This window comes from Saccharopolyspora kobensis (assembly GCF_900108315.1).
Lineage (GTDB): Bacteria > Actinomycetota > Actinomycetes > Mycobacteriales > Pseudonocardiaceae > Saccharopolyspora > Saccharopolyspora kobensis.
Map to the genome: position 1 here is coordinate 789,613 of NZ_FNVB01000002.1, position 25,016 is coordinate 814,628.

19 protein-coding genes are annotated in these 25,016 nt (G+C 70.0%); 8 read left to right on the top strand and 11 right to left on the bottom strand.

Annotated elements, in window-relative coordinates; translation table 11 throughout:
* Positions 1-90 precede the first annotated feature (90 nt).
* The 4 genes from C4T78_RS03490 to C4T78_RS03505 are packed head-to-tail and all read left to right on the top strand — an operon-like array spanning position 91 to position 7,257.
* Complete coding sequence (locus C4T78_RS03490) at positions 91-1,326, top strand: aminotransferase class I/II-fold pyridoxal phosphate-dependent enzyme (RefSeq protein ID WP_235863049.1); 1,236 nt, start codon at positions 91-93, stop codon at positions 1,324-1,326.
* A 17-nt stretch (positions 1,327-1,343) separates the two neighbouring features.
* The gene (prmC, locus tag C4T78_RS03495; RefSeq protein WP_093347316.1) at positions 1,344-3,677 is read left to right on the top strand and encodes a peptide chain release factor N(5)-glutamine methyltransferase; all 2,334 of its coding nucleotides are present in this window, start codon (positions 1,344-1,346) and stop codon (positions 3,675-3,677) included.
* Between the two features lie 4 nt (positions 3,678-3,681).
* The gene (locus tag C4T78_RS03500) at positions 3,682-6,693 is read left to right on the top strand and encodes an amidohydrolase family protein (RefSeq protein WP_093347315.1); all 3,012 of its coding nucleotides are present in this window, start codon (positions 3,682-3,684) and stop codon (positions 6,691-6,693) included.
* Positions 6,694-7,257, top strand: a complete 564-nt coding sequence (locus tag C4T78_RS03505) for a GNAT family N-acetyltransferase (RefSeq protein WP_093347313.1) — start codon at positions 6,694-6,696, stop codon at positions 7,255-7,257. It abuts the gene before it with no gap.
* A 155-nt stretch (positions 7,258-7,412) separates the two neighbouring features.
* On the opposite strand, the gene C4T78_RS37370 is transcribed toward C4T78_RS03505, so the two are convergent.
* From C4T78_RS37370 to C4T78_RS03520, 3 genes are all read right to left on the bottom strand, one after another.
* Positions 7,413-7,727, bottom strand: a complete 315-nt coding sequence (locus tag C4T78_RS37370) for a response regulator transcription factor (RefSeq protein WP_093347310.1) — start codon at positions 7,725-7,727, stop codon at positions 7,413-7,415.
* A 330-nt stretch (positions 7,728-8,057) separates the two neighbouring features.
* A complete protein-coding gene (locus tag C4T78_RS03515) occupies positions 8,058-9,062 on the bottom strand; it encodes a helix-turn-helix domain-containing protein (RefSeq protein WP_177247411.1) in 1,005 nt (334 codons plus the stop codon).
* Positions 9,063-9,247: 185 nt separating this feature from the next.
* Positions 9,248-12,604, bottom strand: a complete 3,357-nt coding sequence (locus tag C4T78_RS03520) for a TM0106 family RecB-like putative nuclease (protein ID WP_093348500.1) — start codon at positions 12,602-12,604, stop codon at positions 9,248-9,250.
* Positions 12,605-12,924: 320 nt separating this feature from the next.
* Here C4T78_RS03520 and C4T78_RS03525 point away from each other — a divergent pair, with 320 nt between their 5' ends.
* On the top strand, positions 12,925-13,185 hold the full coding sequence (locus C4T78_RS03525) for a HAMP domain-containing histidine kinase (protein ID WP_143185741.1): 261 nt from the start codon (positions 12,925-12,927) through the stop codon (positions 13,183-13,185).
* A 90-nt stretch (positions 13,186-13,275) separates the two neighbouring features.
* On the opposite strand, the gene C4T78_RS03530 is transcribed toward C4T78_RS03525, so the two are convergent.
* The 6 genes from C4T78_RS03530 to C4T78_RS03555 all read right to left on the bottom strand — a co-directional run bounded on the left by C4T78_RS03530 (position 13,276) and on the right by C4T78_RS03555 (position 19,123).
* Entirely contained in the window at positions 13,276-13,731 is a 456-nt protein-coding gene (locus C4T78_RS03530; protein ID WP_093347302.1) for an SRPBCC family protein, read from the bottom strand.
* A 1-nt stretch (position 13,732) separates the two neighbouring features.
* A complete protein-coding gene (locus tag C4T78_RS03535) occupies positions 13,733-13,990 on the bottom strand; it encodes an acyl carrier protein (protein ID WP_093347300.1) in 258 nt (85 codons plus the stop codon).
* Position 13,991: 1 nt separating this feature from the next.
* Positions 13,992-15,224: a beta-ketoacyl synthase N-terminal-like domain-containing protein gene (locus C4T78_RS03540; RefSeq protein WP_093347297.1), complete on the bottom strand. Its 1,233-nt coding sequence runs from the start codon at positions 15,222-15,224 to the stop codon at positions 13,992-13,994.
* Entirely contained in the window at positions 15,221-16,477 is a 1,257-nt protein-coding gene (locus C4T78_RS03545; RefSeq protein WP_093347295.1) for a beta-ketoacyl-[acyl-carrier-protein] synthase family protein, read from the bottom strand. The genes C4T78_RS03540 and C4T78_RS03545 overlap by 4 nt, the downstream gene beginning before the upstream one ends.
* On the bottom strand, positions 16,474-16,863 hold the full coding sequence (locus C4T78_RS03550) for a cupin domain-containing protein (RefSeq protein ID WP_093347292.1): 390 nt from the start codon (positions 16,861-16,863) through the stop codon (positions 16,474-16,476). Before C4T78_RS03550 ends, C4T78_RS03545 begins: the two co-directional genes overlap by 4 nt.
* A gap of 850 nt (positions 16,864-17,713) precedes the next feature.
* Positions 17,714-19,123: an amidase family protein gene (locus C4T78_RS03555; protein ID WP_093347290.1), complete on the bottom strand. Its 1,410-nt coding sequence runs from the start codon at positions 19,121-19,123 to the stop codon at positions 17,714-17,716.
* Positions 19,124-19,229: 106 nt separating this feature from the next.
* Between C4T78_RS03555 and C4T78_RS03560 the strand changes: the two genes are divergently transcribed.
* Positions 19,230-19,844: a TetR/AcrR family transcriptional regulator gene (locus tag C4T78_RS03560; RefSeq protein WP_093347287.1), complete on the top strand. Its 615-nt coding sequence runs from the start codon at positions 19,230-19,232 to the stop codon at positions 19,842-19,844.
* Between the two features lie 56 nt (positions 19,845-19,900).
* Here C4T78_RS03560 and C4T78_RS03565 read toward each other — a convergent pair whose 3' ends face one another.
* Positions 19,901-20,458, bottom strand: a complete 558-nt coding sequence (locus C4T78_RS03565; protein WP_093347285.1) for a hypothetical protein — start codon at positions 20,456-20,458, stop codon at positions 19,901-19,903.
* Between the two features lie 316 nt (positions 20,459-20,774).
* On the opposite strand from C4T78_RS03565, the gene C4T78_RS03570 reads away from it, so the two are divergent.
* Positions 20,775-21,440, top strand: a complete 666-nt coding sequence (locus C4T78_RS03570) for a GntR family transcriptional regulator (protein ID WP_093347283.1) — start codon at positions 20,775-20,777, stop codon at positions 21,438-21,440.
* Entirely contained in the window at positions 21,437-22,609 is a 1,173-nt protein-coding gene (locus C4T78_RS03575) for an MFS transporter (RefSeq protein ID WP_177247410.1), read from the top strand. Before C4T78_RS03570 ends, C4T78_RS03575 begins: the two co-directional genes overlap by 4 nt.
* A gap of 519 nt (positions 22,610-23,128) precedes the next feature.
* Here C4T78_RS03575 and C4T78_RS03585 read toward each other — a convergent pair.
* Complete coding sequence (locus tag C4T78_RS03585) at positions 23,129-24,616, bottom strand: amidase (RefSeq protein WP_093347278.1); 1,488 nt, start codon at positions 24,614-24,616, stop codon at positions 23,129-23,131.
* Between the last annotated feature and the right edge of the window lie 400 nt (positions 24,617-25,016).

Consider the following 25,016-nt stretch of genomic DNA (forward strand, 5'->3'; position numbering starts at 1 on the left):
GCCCGGCACCGCGTTCACACGTCCCGTCGCTCCACCCGCATCAATCCGCTTCACCCGCCAATGCACGCTACTACCCTCCAAAGGAGCCACGTGACCAGCGTGAATGATGTGCTGCCGACCAACCGGATCGTTCGGCGGTCCGCGGCCACCACGGACATGTACGACAGAGCGGTCAAAGCCGCGCTGACCGGGCACACCATCACCGGCCGTTCCGGGAAGACGGTCCGGCTGTCGGACGGGTCCGAATGCGTGGAGTTCGTGTCGTGCTCGTACCTCGGGCTGGACGACCACCCGCGTCTGATCCAGGCGGCGCGCTCCGCGATCGACAAGTACGGAATCCACTTCTCGTCCTCGCGCAACAGCATGCAGCCCGTCGAGATCGACGAGCTGGAGGAACTGTTCGGCGAGATCTACCCCGGCATGACCAGCGTGGTGTTCAACTCCGTCAGCAGCGTGCACCTGGGAGTGCTCCCCCTGCTCGGAGCAGGAATCCTGAAGGGCTACCCGGTCTCCGGCAACGGCCCGCTGTTCATCATCGACCGGACGGCGCACGCATCGATGCAGTGCATTCGCGGCGTCCTGGAGCAGACCGGCCCGGCCATCCGGTTCCGCAGCGAGGAACCCGACACCCTCACCGCGGCCCTGGCGCAGGCCCGGTCGCAGAACCGGACCCCGATCGTGCTGGTCGACGGGATCGGGTCGATGGGCGGTCTGATCGACGTCGCGGGCATCAGCGAAGCCGTCGGCGAAGAACGCGGCTACCTCTACATCGACGACGCGCACGGGACTTCGATCAGCGGGCCCCACGGAGCCGGCTACGCCTTCGAGGCGCTGGGCAACCGGATCCCCCCGCAGGTGCTGCTGGTCGGTTCGCTGTCGAAGGCCTTCGGCGGCTCCGGCGGCGTCATCCTGGTGCACTCGCCGGAAGACGCGGAGGTGTTGCGCCGCGAAGCCAACCCGATGGTCTTCGGCCACTCCAACATGATCACCCACGTGGTGGCGAACGCGGAATCGGCGCGCATGCACCTGGACGGAACGGTCGCCACGCTCCAGGACCAGCTGTGGGCCAACGTCGCGCTCTTCGACGAGTGCACCACCCGCAACGTCGTCAACGCAGGAGCGCCCTCCCCGATCCGCGGGCTGGCCATGGAAACCGAAGAGGCCGCGTTCGAGAGCGCAGTGCGACTGCGCGCGGCGGGAATCCTCTGCTTCCCGGTCTTCTACCCGGTCGTCGCCCGGGGCACCGGGCTGCTGCGCTTCGCGATCTCCGCCAAGCACACGCCGGTCCAGATCGAGTCGATCGCCCACCACCTCACCACAGTCTGAATCACCAGGAGAAGCGGATGAGTTCCCGTACTTCCCAGCCAGGTTTCGACGTGATCGTCGTGGGCAACGGCGCCCTCGGCTCGTCGCTCGCCGTCGAGTTGGCCGGACGTCAAGGGTCGGTCGCGCTGATCGGCCCGGCGCACCGCCCGTACGCGGCCTCGGCCGCGGCCGGCGCCATGCTCGGCTGCTTCGGCGAGGTCACGACGGCGCTGCTGGACAACGCGCACGGCATGACCAAGTTCGATCTCGACCTCAAGGCCAAGGACATCTGGCCGGAGTGGTTGCAGAACATCTCCGACGGCACCTCCGACGGCACCGAGCTGCTCACCGCATCGGGCACCACGGTGCTGCTCAACACGGTCGGCAGCGGCCCGATCGACTCGGGGAACTACGCCGCGATCCGGGCGATGCTCGACAAGTACGACGAGCCCTACGAGAGCGTCGACCCCGCCGACATCTCCTGGCTCGACCCGGACCCGAACTCGCGTCCGCTGGAGGCGCTGCACATTCCGGGCGAGCACGCGGTGGACTCCGGGCGACTCCTGCGGCGGCTGGAGCGCACCGCCGAGGACCGGGGCGTGCACGTCGTGGACGACCAGGCCGTTTCGCTGGTCAACAGCGATGGGCAGGTCCGCGGCGTCGTGCTCGCCAGCGGCGCGACGTTGAGCGCCCGGAAGGTGGTGCTGGCGGGCGGTGTCGGCTCCCAGGACCTGATCGACTCGGTTCCCGGCCTCGGCGCGTGCATCCCCCGCCTGGTCGCCGGTTACGGGGTGTCGGTCGTGATGACCACGCAGGACGGCACGCAGCCCGAGTCGGTGATCCGCACGCCCAACCGCGCCTTCGCCTGCGGTCTGCACGTCGTGCCCCGGGGTCTGGGGCGCGTGTACGTCGGCGCGACCAACATCATCAACCCGCGGCCGCTCGCCGACCCGGTGCTGCGCGACCTCGAATTCCTGACCGGCTGCGCGCACCGGCAGATCCGCCGGAACCTGTGGTCCAGCAGCATCGTCCAGGTCAACGTCGGCAACCGGCCGGTTTCGCTCGACGGCTTCCCGCTGCTCGGTGAGACACCGCTGGACGGCCTGTGGATGATGACCGGCACCTACCGCGACGGGTTGTTCCTCTCGCCGCTGCTGGCGCGGGAGTTCGCCCGCCGGCTGTCGGGCGAGGAACCCGAGCTGGACCTCGACGCCTTCACCCCGGAGCGCGCGCCGCTGGAGGGCGTGTCCCGCGAGGCCGTGATCGACACGACCGTCGAGCACATGCTCGCGACCGGCTACGAGCACCACTGGAACATCCCGACCGACTGGCAGGAGTACCTGGCGGCCGACCTGAAGCCGATCTACACGCGGTGGGCGGACGAGATCGACGCCGGGTTCACCCCGCCGCCCGAGCTCCTCGCCTCCTCGCGGCTGCACCCGCACATGGTCGAGTGGCTGCGGTCCTACTACGACAACTGCCGAGCGAAGTTCGGCGCCCCGGCGAGCGCGGAAGTCCGCACTGTCCGGGATCAGGTCGACAGGGCGCAGGAAGTCCTCACCTCCGCGCAGGTCTGGGCTCCCCGGCAGGACGTTCTCGCCCTGGCGGCGCACGTGACCCACAGCACCCCGGAGACCCTGGACCTCGACGCGTCCCTGACCGGAGCCGGCGCCGAGGAGTTCTGGTCGTTGGTCCGACGCCGGGCCGACCGGGTGCCGCTCGAGTACCTGACCGGCCGCGCAACGCTGTTCGACCTGGAATTCCACGTCAACGAAGGCGTTTTCATCCCGCGCGTCCACTCCGAGGCGATGATCGAGAACGCGCTCGCGCGGTGCTCCGTCAACCGCCTCCGCGCGGTGGACCTGTGCACCGGGTCCGGCGCCATCGCGCTGGCCATCGCCCGGTTGCGCGCCGACGCGACCGTGACCGGCGTCGACATCTCCGCCGCGGCCGTTGAGTGCGCGCGGCGGAACGCCGAGCGGCTGCAGGAGAAGGTCCCGAACGCGGCGGAGTTCATCGAGGGCGACGCCTCCGATCCCGATCTGCTGGCCGATCTGGCCGGTGGCGTGGACCTGATCACGGCGAACCCGCCGTACGTCCCGCACAGCCTGCAGATCCCCCCGGAATGGGCCGTCTACCAGCCCACCGAGGCGATCTACTCGGGGTGGGACGGGCTCGACCTCACGCGCTCGATCGCGGCGACCGCGGCACGCCTGCTGAAGAAGGGCGGAGTGCTGGCGATCGAGCACTACGACACCGTGGTCGACGACGTCGTGGACATCCTGCGGTCGGCCGGGTTCACCTCGGTGACCAGCCACACCGATCACGACGGTTTCGCCCGCTACGTCGTCGCGCAGTACCTGGAGGCATGACCTGGTGACGTTGTCACGACGAGCCCTGCTCAAGGGTGGCGTTGTGGTGGGCGGCGCGGTGGCACTGACCGGGTGCACCGCGCCGCCGGCACCGGAGCACGGCGCCGGGATCATCATCCGCCAGGCCACCAACATCGCCCTCTCGCACCACGCCGGAACGCGCGTCCTGGCCTTCGACGCGGGCAACGTGCTGTGGGTCCTCCCGCTCGCCGGCGGGCAGGCCCGGCGGCTCACCGAGGACGCCGAGGACGCGACCTGGCCGTCGTTCTTCCCCGACGGGAAGCGGATCGCGTTCCAGTCCTTCCGCGACGGGGTCTACGACATCGCTTCCGTCGACGTGGCCTCCGGGGCCGTCGAACGGCTGACGCGCGGCCCGCAGTACGACGTGGACCCGTGCGTTTCCCCGGACGGGAGCCGCGTCGCGTACGTCTCCGACGCCGGAGGCACCAGCGCGGTGTGGCTGCTCGACCGCGCCGACGGCCGGCCCCGGCCGCTGGTCGGCACCGACGACGAGCTCGCCTACCGCGCGCCCACGTGGCATCCGGACGGTCAGCGGATCGCCTACGTCGCTGGTGACTCGGCTGTCGAGGTCCTGCATCTGGCCACCGGCGACCGGCGAGTGCTCCACACGGCCCCGGCGGGACAGTCCTTCCGGGGCACCTCCTACGGTCCGAGCGGCGATCTCGCCTACGTGCTGGTGGACGGCCCGCGGTCCACGCTCTTCCGCGGTGGAACCGCTCTGTCCGCCGCTGCCGAAGAGGTCGCCCCGCTGCCACCCGCGTGGTTGTCGGCGGACGAGCTCGCGTACGGCGCCGACGGCCACATACGCCGACGCCGCACCGGAGACCGGGACTTCGTGGCGATCCCCTTCAGCGCAGCGCTGGCGGCCCCGGGCAGTCCACCGGAGATCCGGCGGCCGATCTCCTTGCCCGAGCAGGCGGCACTGCGCGGCATCGTCGGCCCCGCGCTTTCCCCTGACGGCTCCACGGTGTGCTTCCGCGCCTTGAACGCGCTCTGGTTGCTGCGGTTGGGCGGAGCAGCGGAGAAGATCGTCGACGACGGCTACTTCAACGCCGACCCCTCCTGGGCGCCCGACGGCCGGTCCGTCGTGTACTCCAGCGACCGCAGCGGTGTGGCCAACCTCTGGCGGCACACCATCGGCGAGGGCTGCGAGCCACTGACCGATCTCCCGGACGGCGCGTTCGTCCCGAGCGTCGACCCGAGCGGTGACCGGATCGCCTTCCAGGACGAGGCCGGGACGACCTCGGTGCTCGACCTCACCACGAGCGAGATCCGCGAACTCGTGCCCGCCGCCGACTACCCGGGCAAACCGTCCTGGTCCCCTGACGGCCGCTACCTTGCGATGACCGTCACGAGGCCGGCCTCGGAACGCGATGCCGCCGGTCACAACGACATCATGGTGGTGGACGTCGAGAGCGGGAACAGCACGGTCCAATCGATCGCACCTCACCGGTCCATCGCGACCCGCAACGGCGACGGGCCGCTGTGGTCGCCGGACGGGAAGTCGCTCATCGCCGTGGTGGACAGCCTCGTGCACCGCGTGCCCGTGGCCCGCGACGGAACGATCGCGGGCCCTCCCTCGCCGCTGTCCGAGCTGGTGGCCGATTCGGTCTCCGTCTCCGCTTCGGGGGACGTTCTCTTCCTGTCCTTCGGGAAGGTGGTGATCCTCGGCGGCGAGCAGCACACGCCACCCATCACCTGCCGGCAGCGGAAACCACCGCCCGCGGCCACGATCCGGGCGGGGACGCTGTGGGACGGGCACTCCGACGGGTACCGCGAGAACGTGGACATCAGGATCGAGAACGGCTTCATCACCGCTGTCGATCCCGCGCGGCCCGACGTCACGCCAACGGTGGACGCGAGCACCAAGTGCGTCATCCCGGGACTGATCGACGTGCACAACCACTGGCACTTCCGCGGCCGCCAGTGGGGCAGCAGACAGGGCCCGCTCTGGCTCGCGTACGGCGTGACCACCAGCCGCTCACCCGGCGACCCCGCGTATCAGATGCTGGAAACCCGCGAGTCGATCCACTCCGGGGCCGCGGTGGGGCCGCGCTTCCTCGGTTCGGGCGAGCCGCTGGACGGCACCCGCAACTCGTTCGCGTTCATGCGCACCGTTTCGTCCGAGGCGCAGCTCGCCCGGGAACTGCAGCGCATCGTGGCGCTCGACTACAACGTCGTCAAGTCGTACCAGCGCCTGCCCGTCACCTTGGAGCGCTCGCTCGTCGAGCAGCTGCGCGACCGGGGCATCCCCGTCGTCTCGCACTACCTCTACCCCGCCGTTGCGACCGGCCTCAACGGCATGGAACACACCGGCGGCGGCAACAGGCTCGGCTATTCGCGCACGCTCAGCGCTGCTGGAGGCCGAACGGCCGAGGACACGATCCGCCTGCTCAGCTCCTCGGACATGTGGGTGTCCTCCACTCTCCTGTTCGCCAACGAGATGTTCGTCGACTCTCCCGACCTCGTCGAAGATCGTCGCACCAAGGTCCTCTTCCCCTGGTGGGAGTACGAGCGCCTCAAGGAGAAGGCGCGCCAGGCCGCCGGCCCCGGCAACGAGCTCAACCGAGCCTGGACGCGAGGCGACGTCGATCTCCTGCTCCGCGTCCACCGGGCGGGCGGGCTCGTCGTGGCGGGCACGGACGCGCCGCTGGACGACATCGGCATCAGCATCCACCAGAACCTCCGCGCCATGGTGAAGCACGGCTTCTCCCCGGTCGACGCGCTGAGAACCGCGACCTCCAACGCCGCGGTCGCCCTCGGCGCCGAAGGAGAGCTGGGCTGCATCAGAGCGGGGGCGCGGGCAGACCTCCTGATCATCGACGGCGACCCCCTCCGGGAGATCCGGGACACCTCGCGCATCGAGCGCGTCTTCGTCGACGGCCACGAACACGACGTGGCGGGTCTCTTGGCACCGTTCGAGAACCTGCCCGAATGCCGCGGCGCTCGACCGCAGCCCTACGCACCGCAAGCCTGCTGCCGGAGAGGAAGCTGAATGATCGAAATCACATCTCCCATCAAGACCGCACGCCTCGTCCTGCGGCCGTTCGCCGAACGCGACGAGGACGACATGCTTGAGTTCGAGTCGCGTCCCGACGTGGCCCGGTACCTGCTCAACGAGCCACGCACTCCCGAGGACAACGCGAAGGAACTCGCCGTCCGCCTGAAGCAGCACGCCCTCCGCGAGGAGGGCGACACCCTGATGCTCGCCATCGAACTCGGCGGGAAGGTCGTCGGCTACACGCTCCTGATCTGGCTCAGCCGGCACGACCAGCAGGGCGAGTTCGGCTACGTCCTCCACCCCGACCACCACGGCAAGGGGTACGCCTCGGAGGCCGCCGCCGAAATGCTGCGGATAGGTTTCGAAGAGCTCGGCCTGCACCGCATAATCGGGCGGTGCGATCCGCGCAATTCCGCGTCGGCCGGACTCATGGAGCGCCTCGGCATGCGCAGGGAGGCGCATTTCCTCGAATCGCAGTTCTTCAAGGGCGAGTGGGGCGGGGAGTACCGCTACGCCCTGCTCGCCGAGGAATGGCGCAGATCTCGCCGGGCGTCGTGATCATAGACATTGGACCCTGCGATCGACGCATCGACGCAGGGTCCAACCAACCTCTTTCACGTGCTCAGCACGGGGGCGTCCTCAACAGGCGAACACCACGACCACGTCCACTTCCCCGAGAACTCCCCAGCCCCGCCCGTCGAGGAGATCGCCGCCTAACAGAGGAGTCTTGGGCAGATCAACCCGCTTCTCGCGGCCTCCACCCCGGCCGCGAACCTGCCCACGACGTCGAGTTCTTCCATTATCTTGGCTATCCTGCGCCGAACAGTGCGCACGCTCAACGAGAGCCGTCGCGCGATCTGCTCATCGGTGTAACCGACCGCCAAGTAGCACACGATCTGGCGGGACAGGTCGATCCGTTCGCCTTCTTTGCAGATCAGGCACGTCGCGGTGACGCCACATCCCTGCGCACCGGGCTTCATCTTCCACTCACGCCGAACAACGGGCCTCGAACCACCGCAACCGAGCATATTCGGGTCATCGGCACAACGAACATCCGCGATCTCCCTGAGTGAGATTGGTGATTTACCGGTTGACCTGAGCCCAGGGCTGTGAACCCCACCACACCCGCACTGGGACCCCAGACTCCCTGCTGGACCGCTCGACGCTGAGCAGGCCGCACTCGGGCGCAAGGAGCGCCGTCTGGTCACGTTATCCGGATCCCGGGCCGCTCACCTGGACTACAGCGCACAACACCTGGACCCACGGCGAACTGCTCGGCCCCGGTGTGGAATTCGGCGCAACCGGGATCGGCCCGCGGATGCCGGGCGCTCGGGCAGAAGCACTACAGGCGGTGGGTCCTACAGCGGACTCGGGATCTTCTGCTCCAAGTTCAGCATGCGGTATTCACGCGGCCTTATCCCGTACGTGGCGCGGAACAACCGCGAGAAGTAGCTGGGATCCCGGAAACCCCACCGGGCGGCTATCACGCCCACCGAGCTGCACCGCTTCGCCGGATCGGCCAAGTACCGCCGGCACTGCTCCAGCCGCCGCAGCCGAATCCACTCCACCACCGTGGATTCCTCGCCCTCGAAGAGCTTGTGCAAGTAGCGGGTCGAAATGTGGTGCGCCTCGGCTATCTTGTTCGGCGACAATTCCGGGTCGTGCAGGTGCCGATCGATAAAGGAGTACACCCGGGTCCGCAGCACGCTGCGGCTGCTCTCCGGAGCAGCGACCGAATCGCCGGCCGCGCTGCTGGTCAGGCCGACCGCGAGGAGATCCAGCAGGACGTTCGACAGCCGCACCGCGTCGTCCCCGTACGGCACGCCCTCGTCGAGGTTCTCGGCCAGTCCGATCAAGAAGGACGAGACCAGCTTGCCTATGCCCGACCCGCCGTTTATCCGCACGGCCGTCAGGCCCTGCACCGCCTCGGCCCGGAGCGGCAGCAGGTGGCGCGGGAAGGTCAGCGATATCGCCCGCACCAACGAATTCGGCCGGCAGGCCAGCAGCGACGGACGCGTGACGTCCAGCATCCCGAAGTCGCCTCGATCGAACACGGCCTCGCGCCCGTCCTGGCCGAGCACGACGGATTCACCGCCCAGCTGCAGTTCGAGGATGTAATCGTCCGCCTCGCCCTGGCGGATGTGCTTCGCGCTGCGGGAGATCTCGTAACCGCTGGACGCATAATGCTCGATGAGCGAATAGTGGACGGCCCCGAGACTGGTCGAAACTATGCGACCCCAGAACGTCTCGTCTCTTCTGTCAATCCGCGCGACGCACCGAACGAAATTGTCCGACACCACGTGCTGCCAGTAATCGACGCGTTCACCGAATGGTACGTCATCCGTGCAAACCCGGACCACCACATATCTCCCTCGCCACAAGCATCACACCCGCATGATCGACACGCCGATCTTGAATCATGGGCCAAAGCCGATGGAAGGTCAACCGCCACCTTTGTACGATCGGCGCGCGACCCGGAATGAAAATTCCCGTTGCCGACGTCCGAATCCTGGAACGGGAAGCCGGGGCACGCGCGGACCGGACGTGGTCATCCGGCGGGCCACGGGTGGGCGTCCCGCAGCAGTCCGAGCATCCCGGAGACGAGCCGCATCTGCTCGACCGTCCGGATGTCCGCCTCCAGCAGCCGCGGGCTGCACACCAGCACCGCCACCGACTGCGCTCGCGACAGCGCCACGTTCAGCCGGTTGCGGGAGAGCAGGAAGTCCAGGCCGCGGGGCAGGTCGATCGCCGACGAGGACGTCATCGTCGTCACCACCACCGGGGCCTCCTGGCCTTGGAACCGGTCCACCGTGCCGACGCGCACGTCGCCGAAACCGGCATCGGCCAGCGCGCGGGTGACCGTCCGCGCCTGCAGGTTGTACGGCGCGACCACCAGGAAGTCCGCGTCCTCCAGCGGACGGCCCTGCCACGTGCGCCCGTGCAGCTCCGCGATCACCGACACGACCTTCGCCGCTTCTTCCACCGACCGGGTGGTGTTCCCGCGGTGCTCCACCGACGCGAGGTACAGCCCGGAGGCGAAGCCGTCGATCGAGCGGTCCGCGGCCGGGTGCGAGTGCAGCAAACCCGCGTACGACAGCCGGGAGACCGGCGCGCACACGGCCGGGTGCATGCGCCGCGTCAGGTCCAGGAAGTAGCCCAGCTCGGGCGGCATGATGTCCGCGTCGCCGATCAGGTGCCCGAGCGCCGACGCCTCCGCGCCCGCCGGGTGCGTGCCCTGCACGACCTGCGGCAGCTGCTGCGGATCGCCCAGCAGCACCAGGTTCTTCGCGCACATCGACACCGCCAGCGCGTCCGCGAGCGCGAACTGCCCGGCCTCGTCGATCACCAGCACGTCGAACGGTTCCTCGCGCACGGCGGCGTTGGCGAACGTCCACGCGGTGCCGCCGACCAGGTGCCCGTCGTTGTGCTCGTCGCGCCACTTGGCCAGCGCGTTGTTCGTCTTCGGCTGCTCCCACGGCAACGCGGGATCCGGCGTCCGGCGCGGCCGTTTCGCGCACGCCATCGTCGGCGCGTTGCCGAGCGCGGCGGACAGCACGTTCTCCACGGCCTTGTGGCTGTTGGAGGTCACACCGACCGTCCGCCCGGACCGCACGAGGTGCGCGATCAGCTTGCCCGCCAAGTACGTCTTGCCCGCCCCGGGCGGGCCCTGCACCGCGAGCACCGATCCGTCGAGCGCGTCGACCGCCTCGATCACGGCGGCCACCGAGTCCTCGCCCGGTGCGGGCAGCGCACCGCCGCGCAATCGCGGGATCCGGCGCAGCAGGTCCACGCCCGGGTGCGCGGGCAGCTCCGGGAGGGTTTCGCCGACCAGCCGGGCCAGGTCGGCCACCGCCTCGTCCTTCGGCGCGGGCCGCACCGGGCCGCCCGGCAGGACCGCGACCGGCAGCTCGTTCGACGTGCTGTCCGGTGTGCTGCTCTCCTCCAGCGTCAGCTCGACGGCCGATGCCGCCACGACCTTCGCGTCCCGCGCGTCGGCGCCGTACCGCAGCCGCACGCCGTCGCCGACCGCGAACGGATGCGGCCGGTCCGGGTCGCACGCCACCGTGAGCGTGCGCTTGGCCGTGCGAAGCCGGCCCGACGGCGGCACCCACTCCCCCGCCGACACCGACACCGGCACCGCGCAGGTCGTGTCCACCTCCAGGTCGCCGACCGGCGCGGCGAGCTGCCGGAAGAACTCCCACCACGCCGGGTTCGTCTCGCGCCGGTGGTAGCCGACGGAGGCGGCGAGCAGCGCGCGAGCGCGGTCGTCCGGGGTGAAGTCAGCGGGATCGTCGGGCAGGCCGTCGAGCAGCGGGTCGACCAGCGCCGCCAGCGCGGCCGCGCGTTCGGCCCGGCGCAGCGCGGCCTCTTCCTCCTCCGTCTGCCGGATCAGAGCGTCCACTTCGGACTCCGGCGCCGGGGCGGCGAGCTCGATGCCCGCTTCCTCGCGGACGCGGTGCAGGAACTCCAGCAGCCGCAACGTGGACACGCAGTCGTACTCGTTGTAGTCGGCGATGCCGCGCAGCACCTCGTCGGCCTCTTCGGCGTCACCGGCCTTGGTGAGCGTCAGGTAGTCCTCGTACGCCTCGATGCTCGACGCGGCCGTCTTCACCTCGCCGTCGCGGGCTTCCGGCATGTACAGCGGTTCGAGGTACTTGATCGAGTACGACCGCTGGCCGACGCGCAACGCCTTGCGCACCACTGCGTACAGGTCGATCATCCGGCCGCCGCGCAGCAGCTCGTCCACGGCTTCCTCGCGCGTTCCGTGCACCGCGGCGAGCCGCTTGACGGCCGTGACCTCGTACGGCGCGTAGTGGAAGATGTGCGCGTCCGGATCGTCGGTGAGCCGGGCGGTGGCGAAGTCGATGAACTCCTCGAAGGCGCGCTTCTCCTGGAGCCGCGTGTGCGCCCAGAACGGTGTGAACCGCATGTCGGGCGTGACGGCGCCGAACAGGTACTCCAGCCCGGTGCCGGCGAGCGCGTACGGATCGCCTTCCATGTCGAAGAAGACGTCTCCCGGGCTCGGTGGCGGCAGCTCGGCCAGCGCCGTCGGGTCGATGACCTCGTAGGCGAGTTCCCCGGTCCGGTCCTGCCGCACCTGGATCGCGGCCTGCGCCCGCAGGTTGGCGAAGGTGTCCGCCGACATGTCGCGCGGCCGGTCGGCGGGCTCGGCGGTGGCGAGCGCGTCGATCGTGCCCAACCCGGCCGTCACGAGCTTGCGCCGCTGTTCGCCGCGCATGCCCGCGACCAGCGACAGATCCCGGTCCGCCTCGCGCGCGGAAGAGCAGTGGTCGGCGAAGCCGCAGCCGTTGCAGGCGGGCCGTTCGTCGGCCCACATGCGTTCCGGCAGCCCGGGCGGCCGCGTGACGAGCCGGTTGCGGAGCCGGTCCAGCAGCGGCAGGAAGTCGTCGACGCGCAGGCTGCGCTTGGTGCCGTCGCCGAGCAGCAGGTGCATCTCCGGCCCGGCCGGCCAGCCGGCACGGCGCAGCGCGTCGGCGTACGCGGTGAGCTGCAGCACCGCCGACGGCTTGGCGTGCCGCGCGAGCTTCGTGTCGTAGACCTCGTAGCGGCCCTGGTCATCGCGGAGCAGGAAGTCGGCGCGCCCGGAGAACTCGCCGTCGTGGAAAACGGCCTGGTAGATGACCGGTGCGCCGGCCCGCAGCGCTTCCTCGGTGGCCTTCGCGGCGGCGACCTGATCGGGCTCTTCGATCTCGACCACGGTCTTGCGCTCATCACGCAACCGCTCGAGCGTGGCGGCCTCGTGCGCGCGCCCGTGCTTGACGGCCAACCGGTCGGGCGCGGTGCTCGGACGCGGCGCGCCGGGCACCCCCGCCGCCAGCGCTTGCTTGAGAATGCTGCGGTGCTCGCATTCGAGCAGATCGGCGAGGTCGGACGGCGTATGCATCGCCAGGCAGTCTGGCATGCGCACCCATCCGAGCCAGCACCACGGGTACCGACACGCCGAGCCGCCGCTGCCGCCGCACCGGCGGGTGATGCGCGACGCAGTGCTCGACCGAACCGCTGTGCCCGCAGGTATGCGGCTTCAGATCAGTCGCGACCGGGAAGCAGGCGCACGGCGAGCACGGTTCCATCCGGATGGACCGAAACGGGAAGTGATTCCCGTCGGCGAGCTCGACGTCCAGCCCACCGCCCTCGGTGTTCGGCGCGCTCAGCCAGCCGCCGCCTCCCTCGGCGCAGAGCGCGTGGACGGTGACGTGGTCGTCCGTGGGCAGTTCCGTGCTGAAGATCAGAGCAGGGTCCCGTTCCGATGTGCACCGCCTCCACGACATCCAGGCCGAGGTGTTCGCCAGCGGTGACGAGGATCGGCTGCTGCAGGTGTTGCGCAACCTGCTCAGCAACCCACAGCAGCACACACCCACCGGCACACACCAGTTGCCGTGGCGGTTCGCTCGCTACCCGGCGACCGGGTCGAGCTGCCCGTCACCGACCACGGGCCCGGCATGGACCCGGCCCGCCGCCCGCTGAGCAACCGACATCCGACGAGGGAATCCCTCTGGGGCACTCGGAGGTTCAGCCTGTTGAGCAGGGCAGCGCCGGGAGTCGTTCGGGCGACGATCAGGGAGCGACAGCTGCCGCTTCGAGCTTCCTCTTGATCAGCGCCATCTGGACGCGGGTGTTGGCGTTGATGCGCTCGGTCATCGCCTCGTCGTCGATCGGCGCGTCCGGCTTCATCGTGAAGTCCTGGATCCAGCGCATCCGCACGCCGTCGTCGACCTCCTCGTAGGTCCACCGGATGTTCATCCGCCCGAACGGACCGGTCTCGACTCGGCGTGCGTGGACGGTCCTGGTCGCCGGATCGGCGATTCGTTCCGACACCCAGCTCCACGCCCTGCCGCTGGAGTCGGGTCGCGTGGTCAGCCGGAACAGCACGCGGTCACCTTCGCGTTCCAGCACCTGCACCGAGTCGTACTCGCTGAACAGGTTCGGCCAGTCCTCCACGTCGTTGGTGCGGTCCCACACGAAGCGGAGTGGCGCTGCGATGGTGATCTCGTTGTCGGTGTGCCCGGCCATCTCATGCCCTCCCGTCGAGCAGGAGCAGCAGGTCTCTCGGCGAGTGGTCGGTGTTCAGGTCGACGGTCTCGGACAAGCCGCAGTCGCGCTGGAGCTGTGCCACGACTCCCAGAAGGCCGAGGGAGTCCACGCCGAGCTCGGCGAAGCTCTGGCCTGCGTCGTCGACCTGGTCACCGGTGACCGGGACACCGGTGCAGCGGCTGATCAGCGCGGCCAGCGCGATGGAGGAAAGAGGTCGGTTCGTCTCGGGTGTGTGCATCTCAGTCATCTCCTCGGGTCGAAGCGGGACGTCTCAGGACCAATGCGGAGTTGCCGCCGTGCAAGCCCCGGGCCAGCACGAGCGCGGTGTTGATGTCGGCCGGGCGGGCGTGCGTCACGAGATCCAGGTCGAACGGGCAGTCGCGGATGTTGGGCGTCGGCGGCACGATGCCGTGCTCGATGGCCAGCACAGCGGCCGCGACGTCGAGTGCCGCCGCACCGGCGTAGCAGCGGCCGTAGCCGGTCTTGGGCGCAGTGACCGGAATCCGGTTGGCACCGTCGCCCAACAGCCGCCGCAGCGCACGCTCCTCGGCCCGATCGGCTTCGGGGTCACCCAGCGCATCGAGGAAGACGACGTCCACATCGGACGCATCCACGTCGGCATCGGCGAGAGCGAGCCGGGCCGCGCGCTCCAGCCCTTCCGCCGACCGGTCGAAGCACCGAGGACCGGTGAACGTGGCTCCATGCCCGGCGATCGCCGCTCGCGCCCTGGTGCCGCGCCGACGAGCTGCGCGGGCGGACTCCACGACGAGCATCGCACCGCCCTCACCGGGGATGAACCCCGCGGCGTGGGAGGTGAACGGCAAGTAGGCGGCGGCCGGGTCGGCAGCGGAACTGAGCAGCTCGAAGCCGAGTTGGGCGCACACCGCGTACGGGGACAGCGGCGCCTCAGCACCACCCGCCAGCATCGCAGCGCCGCTCCGGACGTCGTCGCGGGCGGCGGCCAGCACGTCGAGGCCACCGGCTTCGTCGGCGACCAGCACACCGCACGGTCCGCGAAGCCCGTTGCCGATGGAGATCTGGCCGGTGGTGGCCGCGTAGAACCACGCGATCGACTGATACGGGCCGACGTGCTCCGGGCCACGCCGCCACAGCTGCTGGATCTCCTGCTGCCCGAACTCGACACCGGCGCTGAAGCTGGCCGTGACCACACCGAATTCGAGCGGTGGGACGACGGCCGGGTCCAGACCGGCGTCACGCAGCGCCAACTCGGCCGCGGCGAGACCGAAGTGGGTGAACCGGTCGGTCTGCACGGCGACTCTCGGGTCGATCCAGTCGGATGAGTCGAAGCCGACGACCTGGCCCGCGACCTTGACCGGATAGGGGTTGGGCTCGAACCGGGTCAGCGGGCCGAGCGCGGGACGCCCGTCACGCAGTGCTCGCCAGAACTCGTCGGCGCCGATCCCGTTCGGCGCCACGACGCCGAGCCCGGTGATGACCGGTGTGCCGCTCACGGTCGTCTCGCTCTGCTCAGCAGGAGGGCGGACTGGAAACCGCCGAATCCGCTGCCGACCGACAGCGCCGTGCGCAGCGCCTGGTCCCTGGCCGTGTGCGGCACGTAGTCCAGGTCGCACTCCGGGTCGGGGGTGTCGAGGTTCGCCGTCGGGGGCACGACGTCGTGTACCAGGGCCAGCACGCAAGCGAGGGCCTCGATGGCACCGATCGCGCCGAGGGAGTGCCCGATCATCGACTTGATCGAGCTGACCGGCACGGCGTACGCCCGCCGGCCCAGCGCCCGCTTGAACGCCGCGGTCTCGTGCCGGTCGTTCTGCCGGGTGCCCGAACCGTGGGCGTTGACGTAGTCGATGTCGGCAGGGGCCAGCCGCGCTTGGTCCATCGCACACCGGATGGCTTCGGCCATCTCGGCACCGTCGGTGCGCAGACCGGTCATGTGGTAGGCGTTGCTGCGATTGGCGAATCCCACGACCTCGGCCAGCACCGGGGCGCTTCGGCCGACGGCGTGCTCCCACTCCTCCAGCACCAGCACCGCCGCCCCCTCGCCGATCACGAACCCGTCCCGGTGCAGGTCGAAGGGGCGAGCGGCGTGCTCGGCGTCGTCGTTGCGCGCCGAGGTCGCCCGGATGGCGTCGAAGCAGGCCACCGCGATCGGCGAGATCGGGGACTCCGCCGCGCCCGCCACCATCACGTCGGCACGGCCTTCCCGGATGTGCCGGGCGGCGTGCCCGACCGCGTCCAGGCCGGCCGTGCAGCCGGTGGATATCGTCTGCACGACGCCCCGAGCACCGACCCGGCAGGCGACCTCTGCGGCCAAAGTGGACGGTGTCAGTGCCAGGTGCAGGCACCGCGACGCCCTGGCGTGGTCGACCACCCACCGGTTGCCCGAGTCGGAGGTGGCCACGTAGTCGTGCTCGAGCTGCGTCGTGCCGCCCACGGCCGAACCCATGCACACGCCGACCCGCCAGGGATCCGACACCTCCAGCCCCGCCTGGCCCCACGCCTCGTCGACGGCGACCGCGGCGAACTGCACATAGCGATCCATCCGGGCGATCTCGGCCGCGGTCAGGCCGTTCTCGGTGCCGTCAAAGTCGCATTCGGCGGCGATCCTCGAACGGAAGCCCTCGACCGGGAACAGCGAGATCCCCCGGGTAGCGGTGCGCCCGGACGTCAGCAGCTCCCAGAAAGCCTTCGTGCCCGCACCTCCCGGTGCCACCACCCCCAAGCCGGTGACTGCGATTCGATGCGTCATGACGACGGCTCGGTGTCGACGTGGCCCAGCTCCGGCCGGGGCGCCAGCGGGCTGAGGTGGAAGACCAGACGCGCGAGTCGCGGCCCGGTGTTGCGCACCCGGTGCCGGACGTCGATCGGCACGAAGACGGCCTGGTGCGGCCGAAGCGCATGGGCCACGCCGTCCAGGTCCACCTCCACCTCTCCCTCGAACAGGAAGAGGAACTCTTCGGAGTACGGGTGGTAGTGCTCCCGCACCTGCTCACCGGGTTCCAGCAGGACCACACCTTGAAACCCGCTCGCCGCGCCGACGGTGGCCGGGCCGAGAAGCACTCGGACGTCACCGCCGCGCTTGCGGTTCGAGCTCACCTCGGCGATGTCGACCACCTTGTGCAACTGGCCGGTCATGACAGCACTCCCGGCGCACAGCACCGGTTTTCGCCGCTGGCACGGTGTTGCGCGGCGTCGATGAATCCACGGTGGACCACGGAACTCTCTCCTCTGCTGATCGATGCCGGGTGGCCGGCATGCGCGATATCGCCGTGGCTCGCGGTGTGCCGCACATGCCACCGGGTTGCCGCGAGTTCGCGAGACTGCCTCCCGTTGCTGAAAATGATCCAGGCTTTCCCGCTCTTCAGTAATCATCAATTCCAGCGGAACTGCCGTCGATTCGCACGCTCCATCACCGTGTCAGCCGCCGACCAGCACAGCTGGCGACGAAACTCCCGGCAGGCGGCGATGATTCGATCTCTCGCGCCGTCCGCGAGACGCAAGGTGAAAACCGCACGCAACCGGCCTCCGTCGGAATGTCAGACGCGAAAGTTCTTGCCATCAGGGACATGTGAACTCACCGCGAAGATCTCCTACCTCGCAGGACAGCGTGATTCCAGCCGGCATGCCGCGCAAGTCTCGCCCACCCAACGGGCGGACCGGCCACCCTTATAGGGCGTTTCACAGGTTGATCAAGGCCCCGATCGTTGGCGTTCTTTCGCGTCGATCGGTGCCGGGTGTTTCACCGCGATCGCGGTGAACAGTGATTGCGCCTCGCGTCAGCACCGCGTGCATGACCACGATCAGGTCTACCGCGCGCTCGGAGTCCAGATCGCTTGCACCCGCAGCGGAAGTCGCGGTTGATCTCGTCCAAGCAGGGCGGCTGCTCCTGGCAGGGGCAGTCAGGTGCGGCATGCGCTTGAATTGCTCCCTTTTCAGGCGCTTGGCGCTCGGCTCGTCGAGGAGGTGGTGGCCGACATGGCCCCGCTCATCGGGGTTCGACGGGAGTCAGCGTGCCGCGGGCGTTCTCGACGACCTGTGCCGCGTCGAGCACGGCGTCCTCCCGGAACATCGGCCCGATCAACTGCACGCCGACCGGGCGTCCGTCGGCGAGTCCGGTGGGGACGGCGACCGCGGGTGCGCCGACCGCGGTCGACCACACCGAGAGCGTCATCGAACGTCCGTACCGCCGTTTCTCCTCCGCCGACGAGGATTCCTGTCCTGGCGCGAACCCGGTGCGCGTGCTGACGGGACCGAGCAGGAGCGGCGTCACCGCTGCCCGCTGCGCCCAGGCCCGGCGCACGGTCAGCAGTCGTGCGGCACGTTCGAGGTAGTGCTCCAGGTCCAGCGGCGGGTGCTCGTCGAGGTCGTAGTTGATGTAGCGGGACGCGTCGGGGCCGACCAGCGCGCTGATCGCGGGCCAGTTCCCGGCGAACTCGGTGAGCACCATGCCCGTGTACACCGCAAGGGCGTCGTCGAGCATGGGGACGTCGACCTCGCCGACCGCGTAGCCGGCGTCGGCTAGCGCGTCGGCAGCGGCGTCCACGGCGTTCGCGATGGCGGGGTCGACCCCGTGACCGCCGGGATCGCGGACGACCCCGACGGCGCGCGGAAGCCGCGGCCCGCGGGTGGGCACCGGAACAGCTCGGGGGTCCCGGGGGTCGGTGATCGCGAGGACCTCGAACGCGGCGCGCAGATCGGACGCGCTTCGCGCGATCGGTCCGTCGACGGGGAACAGCGCGGAGGCCGGTGCCGGGTCGGCCGCACCGATCCGGTGGTCGGCGGGAAAGCGTCCCGGCGTCGGCTTCAACCCGGCCACTCCGCACAGCTGCGCGGGCAATCGCGTGGAGCCTCCGGAATCGTTGCCCAGACCGATCGCCGCCATCCCGGTGGCCACCGCGACGGCGTCCCCGCCACTGCTGCCACCGGGCGTGACACCCGGATCCCAGGGGTTGATCGTGTCGCCGAACAGCTCGCTGCGCGGATGCATGCCGGTCAGCGTCAAGGTCGGCATGTTGGTGTGGCCGACGACGACGGCGCCTGCGCGGCGCAACGCGTCGACCGGAGGAGCATCGGCGGCGGCGATGCGGTCGGCGAAGGCCCGCAAGCCGTGCGTCGTCGCGAGCCCGCGCACGTCGGTGGTCTCCTTCACGGTGATCGGCACCCCGGCGAGCGGTCCGACCCTCTCACCGCGCGCAACGGCTTCGTCGATGGCCGCCGCATCCCTCCGCGCGTCGTCGTCCCGCCGCGAGGTGACCGCCGCGAGGCGCGGGTTGCACCTGTCGATGCGGTCCAGGTGTGCTTCCAGGATCTCGACCGCACGCGTCTGCCCGGTGGCGACCGCCGTCGCGATGCGAGTCGCCGACCAGCTCGTGACCTCGGATGCGCTCGTTCCCATGCCACTAAGATACATAACTGAATCTGGATGCAGTAGTGAATATGAATGAGCGGTGCCGTGTACCGTCCGGGCGGCAGGCCCGGTGGTGAACCCATGAGGAGTGGTGATGTCCCGTCAACGGCTCTCACGCCGCGAGTCGCAGGTGGTGACCCGCACGCGGCTGCTCGACGCGGCCGCCGAGGTGTTCGCCGAGCACGGTGTCGCCGGGGCCTCGGTCGAGCGGATCGCCGACCGCGCCGGGTACACCCGCGGCGCGTTCTACGGGCACTTCGCCGACAAGGACGCCGTCGTGGCGGCACTGCTGGAGGAACGAACCCGTCGCGAACGGGAGGAAGTGGCGCAGCTCGCGGCGAGCGAGGGCGACACCTGGGAAGCGCTGCGGGCCTGGCATCGCGAGCGATCCGCTCACCTCGAGGAATGGCTGGCGCTGCGCCTGGAACTCGTGCGCCACGCGCTCCGACGACCACGCGGCGAACGATCCGTCCTCGCCGAGCGGGAGGCCTACGCCCGTGAGGCGCTCACCGGTGCGGTGGCACGCGAACTCGGAACCGATACCGCGGAAGCGGCGTTCACCGCCCTCATCGTGCACGCGCTCGAAGACGGCTTGGCCATCCAGCGCGCCATCGATCCCGGCTCCGTCCCACCTGACGCCATCGTCACCGCCACCGAGATCGTCCTCCGCGGCGCACGGACGGCCGGTGAACCGCGCGATGACGACTGATCGCCATCATCGCCGGTCCGGCCGCCCCTTGCGGTGCCCGAACCGGCCGCCGTCGCCTAGGAGAGCAGGTCCGGCCGGACCCTGGCTATCTCCTCGGTCAACTGCTTGACCGTGGCGGTGTTCGGCAGTCTCAGCTCCACTTCCGGATCGGGAGTGAGCGGGCCCGGCAGCAGCGCCCGGTGGCGGGTGATGAAGCGGCGGTCCACGGGGGTGAACACCAGGGCCGACCGCAGCAGCTTCGAGTTCGGGTCGCCCTTGACCGGCGGGCGCGGTTCCTGGCCGCGCACGGCGCGCAGCTCCTCCCACGCGATCAGGTCCGACTTGCGGCCGGCTCGCCACCACAGTCCGCGTTCGTCGACGGCGAAGCGATGCGTGCGGGGAATCGAGCCGATCATCAGCAGCAGGCCGCCCAGCGCGAACGCGCCCATCATGAACACCCCGTAGCCCGGGGCGTAATTGGATCGCGGAGTGTTCGACGGGGTCCCGATGTCCGGGAAGAGGGCGGCGAACCCGAAGAAGACGAACATGGCCAGCCCGCCGATGAACAACGCCCGGCTGGACCGGTACTCGACCACAGGCGTCCCAGGAGCGGGCGACCACGTTTGTTCGGACACGGCAGGCAGCGTAGCCGAAGACACTTCCAGCGGTGAGCGACTCCACGCGATCTGCGCCCGGACAAGATCCACGAAGGCAGCGGTGCCGCGCGGCCCGGCGCGGCGATTCGTCCTGGTGGCGGTCGGCGAGCCCGGTCAGCATCGCCGGAGAGGACGAGGTTATAACCTTTTCCGATCGATCGCCCCCAGGGCCGCCACTAGTGCACCTCAGTCCGGGGCGCTTTCCTCGTCTTCCCTTGTGAACAGCCATCACCTAACGACCACAAGTCGGCATCGAGAGAAGTTGTAGGCTATAGGGAAGTCAGGAGGTCGGGTGATGGCAGAACCGGTGACGCCGCTGGTGACCAAGAGCGACGTGGCTTACGACAAGGTGCGGGAGAAGATCCTCTCGGGCGAGTTCCCGCCCGGGTCCGTGATCAACCAGGCGACGCTCGCGCGCAGCATCGGCATCAGCACCACCCCGCTCCGGGAGGCCCTGCGGCGGTTGAAGGCCGAAGGACTGGTCGAGCTCGGCGCCCACCGCGACGCCAAGGTCACCGAGCTCAGAGCCGAGGAGAACCGCGATCTGCTGGAGATGCGCAGATCCCTCGACCCGCTGGCAGCGTCGCTGGCCGCGCAACGACGCACCGGGGAAGACATCGCCGAGATCCGCGCGTCCCTGGAAGGCCTGCGGGCGATGCCGGAAAATCCCGACTACGAGCACCTCCTGCACCACCGGCGCTACCACCGCGCGATCTACCGGGCCTCGCACAACGACCTGCTCGTCGAAGCCCTGGATGGCCTGTGGGACAAGGCCGACCGCTACCGCAGGTTCGCCCTGGAGGTCGACCGCGGCCCGGAGGCCAGGGCCAAGAAGGACGAGGAGCACCGGATGCTGGCCGAGGCGATCATCGCGGGTGATTCCGACGGTGCGGCCGCGGTGATGACCGAGCACATCGACACCAGCCTCGCCACCCAAGCGACCCGGCGCCTGTCGCGGTGACCTCCGCGAACTGGCGGGTCCGGGTACTGCTCGCGCACGCCGCGCTGACCCAGCTCATCACCTTCGTACTGCGTCCCGCCACCACCTACCGGGCGCTGGAACTGGGCGTTCCGGCGTCCTGGCTCGGTGTGCTCTCCGGCAGCTTCGCGCTGGTCCCGCTGGTGCTCGCGCTGCCCGCGGGCCACATCGTCGACCGGATCGGCGAACGGCGGGTGATGCTGGCGGGCAGCCTGCTGATGTGCGCGGCGGGCACACTGCTGCTGGCACTCGGCGACACCGTGCCCGGCCTGGTCGCGGGCAGCGTGGTGCTCGGCACCGCGCACCTGGGCGCGATCGTCGGCCAGCAGGCGCTGGTGGCCAACAGCACCGCTTCCGGCCGGATGGACGCCGCGTTCGGCTACTACACCTTCGCCGCCTCGCTCGGCCAGGCCGCCGGGCCGCTGCTGATCGTGGCCTTCGGCGGAACGCGGGCGATCCCGGACACCACGCCGATCTTCCAGGGGAGCATCGCGATCGCGGTCGTGCTCTTCGCCCTGACCTTCGGCATCCGGAACGCCCGGTCTGGTCGCGGCCCGGCCGCGACCAGCGACATCGGCGTGCGCTCGCTGCTGCGCCTGCCGGGACTGGCCGGGGCGCTGCTGACCGCGTGCACCGTGCTCGCCGCGGTCGACATCTCCCTGGTCTACCTGCCCGCGCTGGGAGCCGAACGCGGTATCGCCTCGTCGCTGATCGGCACGCTGCTGGTGCTGCGCGCCGCCTCGTCGATGGTGTCGCGGTTCTTCCTCGGACGTCTCTCGGAGGCGCTCGGGCGGCGCAGGTTGCTGATCCTGAGCATCTTCGGCGCCGCCGCGGGAATCACCGTCGCCGCCGCCCCGGTGCCGGTCTGGCTGCTGCTCATCGCGGTCACCGTCGCAGGCTTCGGTCTCGGCGTCGGGCAGCCGCTGACGATGTCCTGGCTCGCCGAATCGGCCCCCGCGGGCGCGCGCGGACGCGCGATGTCGTTGCGGCTCACCGGGAATCGCGCCGGTCAGGTCGTCATCCCCGGCACGATCGGCATGGTCGCCGCCGGGCTCGGCGCCGCGGGCGTCCTGTGGGTCACCGCGGCGGGCCTGGCCCTCACCGGCACGCTGGCCCGCAAACTCCCGGTCGACCGGCCTTCCCGATCCTGAGCACAGCCCGCCGGCCCCACCCGGCCCGGTCGGCGGAGTTGGTCAGGTGCGGCGAGTGGTGAGCGATGACGGCGCGAACGGTGGCCGCTCGCCTCCTGAAGCCGCGCGCGGGAGGCAAGCGGCCACCGGCGGGGCGGGCGACCGGTGATCAGTCGCCTCCGCCGCCACCTCCGCCGTCTCCGCCTCCACCGCCCCAGTCGCCTCCACCACCGTCCCAGCCGCTGCCGGGGCTTCCGTCACCGTCAGAGGAAGACGTCGAATCGCTGCGAGAACGACCCCGGGAGACGCGCTTTCCGAACGCCCGCCTGAGAGACCACGCGTTCCAGAGCCAGACGGCGAAGAGCACAGCACCGGACAGCAGCAACAAGCCCGACACGATCAACAACAAACCCGTCACACCGTCCACCGCGCCCCGACCCCTCTGCAGTTGATGCCGCCAGCCGTAGTCGGAACGCGCGAGGCGGGCACGAGGTTGCCGAGTCGCCGTCGGATCACGTTGCCGTGCCGGGTGTTCGGTGTTCACCTCGGTGCCGACCGACCGGCCGGTGCGCCCCACTTCGGCGGCGCCTGGAAGCCGCCGGTCTTCTGCTCGAGCAGTTCGGCCAGCCGCAGCGGGGTGCGGTCCTCGAACATCGAACCGATGAGCTGCACTCCGACCGGCAGGCCCTCGGGGGACCGGCCCGCGGGTACGGCGGTGGCGGGCAGGCCGGGCATGGTGGCCAGGCCTGCCCAGACGAGCTGGTCGAAGTAGGGGTGCTCGACGCCGTCGATGTCGATGCGCCGCTCCATCGGGTTGGGCTTGTGGTCGTGCGGGAACGCGGGCGTCGGCGTGATCGGGCAAACCACGGCGTCGAACTCGGCGAACAGCTGACGCCAGCCGTGGCGGTGGAGTTCGCGGCGGTTGTTCGCCTCGACCCAGTCGTGGTGGCTGAACACCATGGCGCGCAGCCGCACGGCGTCGAGGCCCTGGTCGTCCGCGCTGAGCCCGGCGACGCGGGCCCGCAGCTGCTCGTCGGAACCGACGGGAAAGCGCGCAACCGCGCCCGAGATCAGCAACCGCATGTAGAGCGTCGCGGCTTCGGTCAGATCGGGCAGCAGCGGACTGCGCCGTTCGACTCGGGCACCGGCGTCGACGAGCGCGGCAGCCACCCGGTTCACGCCCGCCCGCACTGCGGATCCGGTCGGGATGAGCGGATGCTCGTCGATGACCAGGACCCGGAAGTCGCAGAGCCGCTCGTGGCGCGCGGGCGGCAGCGTCAGGTGGTGGGCCTTGCCGAGCGTCAGCGGATCCGGCCCGGCCATGACGTCGAGCAGGAGCGCGAGATCACGGGCGGTGCGCGCCATCGGGCCGACGACGGCGAGGTCGAGGTCGACCGGCAACGCCGGTGCCTGCGGCGCCACCATGCCGCGGGTCGGCGCCAGTCCGAGCGTCGGCTTGTGCGCGTAGATGCCGCAGAAGTGCGCGGGGGTGCGCAGCGAACCGGCGAGGTCGGAGCCGATGGACAGCGCGCCGAAGCCGGACGCCAGGGCCGCCGCCGACCCGCCGGAGGACCCGCCCGACGTGCGGTCGCGATCCCACGGGTTGCTGGTGGTGCCGTGGATCTCGTTGAAGCTCTGGATGTCCTGCAGCCCCAACGGCACATTGGTCTTGCCGAGCACCACCGCACCGGCGTCCTTGAGCCGCGACACCTGTACCGCGTCCTCGGCCGGCACGTAGTCCCGGTGTTGCGGCATGCCCCAGCTCGTGGGCAGCCCGGCGATGTCGTACGACTCCTTGACCGTCACCGGAATGCCGAGCAGCGGCCGGTCCTCACCACGGGCGCGCGCCTGGTCGGCACGCTGCGCGGCGGCCCGCGCGCGGTCGAAGTCCGGCACGCAGATCGCGTTGATCAGCTCGTCCTCGCGCTCGATGCGGGCGATCGCCTCGTCGGTAAGTTCCACCGAAGTCACCGCACCGGCGCGCAACGCGGCCACCAATTCTTCGGCCGACTGAAAGCTCCAATCCATGAATCCGAAGCTATCGACCCGCCACAGAGGACACGAAATGCCCGCTCGCGCAACGGGAATCCGCATTCGCCCCGAAATCGCGCGCTCGTCCCACCACCGAAGGCACTCCACCGCAGGTCACAGCTCCGACTGGCCCGAGCACCACCCGCACGAGCCATCGAATACCGCGTCGTGCAACAGGACGGACGTCTCAATCCCTGCCCGCTGACCGTTGCTGCCGGTGACCGGGGCGCTCCTGTCGGAGGAATGGTCGCTACCGGCAGTTGTCGACGGCCCGGCCCGATTGGCGGTGGCAGCGGGCATCGACGAGACCACCGCTGCGCTCATCGGCATATCGTCCGCATATTGAAAACCGCATACGCGCCGGCAACACCGCCCTGACTTGACTTGGGGCATGGCC

Bases quoted from the DNA above. Each gene is read 5' to 3' on its own strand.
- C4T78_RS03530 (WP_093347302.1), bottom strand. From the start codon at position 13,731: ATGGCCGGGCACACCGACAACGAGATCACCATCGCAGCGCCACTCCGC.
- C4T78_RS37370 (WP_093347310.1), bottom strand. From the start codon at position 7,727: ATGCTCGGTTGCGGTGGTTCGAGGCCCGTTGTTCGGCGTGAGTGGAAG.
- C4T78_RS03520 (WP_093348500.1), bottom strand. From the start codon at position 12,604: ATGCATACGCCGTCCGACCTCGCCGATCTGCTCGAATGCGAGCACCGC.
- C4T78_RS03535 (WP_093347300.1), bottom strand. From the start codon at position 13,990: ATGCACACACCCGAGACGAACCGACCTCTTTCCTCCATCGCGCTGGCC.
- prmC (WP_093347316.1), top strand. From the start codon at position 1,344: ATGAGTTCCCGTACTTCCCAGCCAGGTTTCGACGTGATCGTCGTGGGC.
- C4T78_RS03505 (WP_093347313.1), top strand. From the start codon at position 6,694: ATGATCGAAATCACATCTCCCATCAAGACCGCACGCCTCGTCCTGCGG.
- C4T78_RS03545 (WP_093347295.1), bottom strand. From the start codon at position 16,477: ATGACGCATCGAATCGCAGTCACCGGCTTGGGGGTGGTGGCACCGGGA.
- C4T78_RS03560 (WP_093347287.1), top strand. From the start codon at position 19,230: ATGTCCCGTCAACGGCTCTCACGCCGCGAGTCGCAGGTGGTGACCCGC.
- C4T78_RS03585 (WP_093347278.1), bottom strand. From the start codon at position 24,616: ATGGATTGGAGCTTTCAGTCGGCCGAAGAATTGGTGGCCGCGTTGCGC.
- C4T78_RS03550 (WP_093347292.1), bottom strand. From the start codon at position 16,863: ATGACCGGCCAGTTGCACAAGGTGGTCGACATCGCCGAGGTGAGCTCG.
- C4T78_RS03570 (WP_093347283.1), top strand. From the start codon at position 20,775: ATGGCAGAACCGGTGACGCCGCTGGTGACCAAGAGCGACGTGGCTTAC.
- C4T78_RS03555 (WP_093347290.1), bottom strand. From the start codon at position 19,123: ATGGGAACGAGCGCATCCGAGGTCACGAGCTGGTCGGCGACTCGCATC.